This window comes from Streptomyces sp. GESEQ-4, assembly GCF_017948455.1.
Lineage (GTDB): Bacteria > Actinomycetota > Actinomycetes > Streptomycetales > Streptomycetaceae > Streptomyces.
Genome location: NZ_JAFFSU010000075.1, coordinates 1 through 404, shown reverse-complemented (window position 1 = coordinate 404; position 404 = coordinate 1). Strand labels below are relative to the sequence as shown.

The 404-nt window shown below is 68.1% G+C and carries 1 protein-coding gene; it reads left to right on the top strand.

Annotated features, from left to right (window positions below):
* Nucleotides 1-404: ABC transporter ATP-binding protein (locus KCH48_RS41865; RefSeq protein WP_210582885.1), on the top strand; the 404-nt coding region annotated here is incomplete at both ends.

The following is a 404-nucleotide window of genomic DNA, read 5'->3' as shown; positions in this document are numbered from 1 at the left end:
GACGAGGCGTCCATGGAGATCGCGGCGGGGGAGTTCGTCACCTTCCTCGGTGCCTCGGGGTCGGGCAAGACCACGACGTTGATGATGATCGCCGGGTTCTGCGAACCGGACTCCGGCACCATCACCGTCGGGGACCGTGACGTCACGCGGCTCGCGCCCCAGAAGCGGGGTCTCGGTTTTGTCTTCCAGCAGTACCTGCTCTTTCCGCACATGACCGTGCAGGAGAACGTGGCTTTTCCGCTCACCCTGCGTGGGGTGGCGAAGGAGGAGATCCGTCGGCGGGTGGGGGAGACGCTGGAGATCGCGGGTCTGTCCGGGTTCGGCGGCCGTAAGCCGCGTGAGCTGTCGGGCGGTCAGCAGCAGCGGGTGGCGTTGTGCCGGGCGCTGGTCTACCGCCCGCCGGT